Below are 1547 nucleotides of genomic sequence, written 5' to 3'. Positions count from 1 at the left end.
CCCGACCGACTGCGGCACACCCTTGGCAATGAACAGGCAGTACAGGCCACCGAGGATCATGTGGACGTAGACGACGATCTGGAAGAGCGCGACGCCTTCGCTGTCCAGTGCGTCGAGGAATCGATCGATGCCCCGGCGCGCTCTGCGCAGGATCACAGCTCGTCGGCTGCGTCGATGATGGGGGCGTTGCGGGTGAGGAATACGCCGATGGCTCCAACGAATGCGATGCCGCTGGCGATGGGCCCGACCCAGCCGGCCGGTATCCAGGTGGTGAACGTCTCGACGGCCGAGGTGGCGAGTGTGCCGATGGCTGCGACGCCGGCGACGGCGAACTTGCGGATCTGGCTCGGGGTGTACTTGCCGATCTTCATGACGGTTCCTCTCATCGGGGGTCTAGCGGCGAAATGCGGCGACGTGATCGCAGGCGACTTGAATACCGGTGCGCCCGTTGAACTCCGGTTTGGGCAAGTGGTACTCGCCGTGGGCCTGCAGGCCGGGCAGCGCAGCCAGCAGCGTGATCAGGTCGGGGATGTTGGTGAGCACGCCCTGGACCGATAGCAGTTCGATGAGTTTCGGGTTGGGCTTGTCCTTGGCGCCGAGCACACCGCCCATCACGGTGCCGAGTACTCCGGCGGGTGCGCCGGTGGCGCCGGCCAGGATCGGCACGGCGAGCGGGCTGGCCAGGCCGGCGGCGCCGAGGAACGGTGCGACCAGGTTGATCAGTGCGGGCACGATGATCTGCGCGGAGTAGACGACGAACGGCAGTTCGGTTTCCGCGCGGATAAACCACTCGTAGAACAAGGGCCGGATGTCGTCGGCGACTTCGGCGTAGAAGTCGCCCTTGGTGGTGATGTTGCGGATCAGGGCCCGCAGCCACGCCGGCCGGACCTTGCGGGCGATGCCGGTCTTCTCCTTCGACGGGTTGCCGAACTGGATGACACCGTTGATGCGGTCGCGGATCAGCTCGAATTCGCCGCCGCCGCCGAACAGGTGCTCGACTGCGTCCTCGATGCCGTCGGCGGACTGGGAGTATCCGGAGAACCACAGCTCGACCTCGACGCGGGCGTTGCGGTCGAGGCGGCGGGCCGCCACCGCCTCGATGACGTCGGGGTTGGTGCGCAGCAGCCGCGCCAGTTCGGCGGCCAGGCCGGCGATGACGTCGAGGTAGGACAGGTCCGGCGGGCCACCCATCAGTCCGAGGTATCCGCCTTTCGGGTAGCCGACGGGCTGGTGGTTGAGCTTGAGCACCTTCTTGCACCATTCGCCGAGCTCGAACGACGGCCCGGCCCACCAGTCCGCACCGGAGCCGGGGGCGGTGTAGATCCAGATCTTGCGTCGCGGCTCGGCCGTGATGCCGGCGTAGCCGACGAGCGCCGCGGTGGCTTCGTCGAACACACCGGTGATCGGGATCGCGTGGCCGGCGGCGACGAGGCGGCGTTGCATTTCGCGGGTGAACTCGGCGTCGCTGTTGCCGTAGTAGCCGTCGACCGGGCCCATGAGGTTGGCGTACGACTCCGCGTACGACCGGGCCCAGCGCTGCCAATGCG

General features: G+C 67.5%; 2 protein-coding genes. Both read right to left on the bottom strand.

Annotated elements, in window-relative coordinates; all coding sequences use genetic code 11:
* Window positions 1-152: 152 nt before the first annotated feature.
* Window positions 153-371: a hypothetical protein gene (locus A5733_RS04445; RefSeq protein ID WP_076239243.1), complete on the bottom strand. Its 219-nt coding sequence runs from the start codon at window positions 369-371 to the stop codon at window positions 153-155.
* Window positions 372-393: 22 nt separating this feature from the next.
* Window positions 394-1547: hypothetical protein (locus A5733_RS04440; protein WP_076239242.1), on the bottom strand; the 1154-nt coding region annotated here is incomplete at its 5' end.

It is taken from the genome of Mycobacterium sp. NS-7484, from assembly GCF_001953975.1.
Lineage (GTDB): Bacteria > Actinomycetota > Actinomycetes > Mycobacteriales > Mycobacteriaceae > Mycobacterium.
The sequence above is the reverse complement of the archived record's forward strand: the minus strand, read 5'-3'. Positions and strand labels throughout refer to the sequence as shown.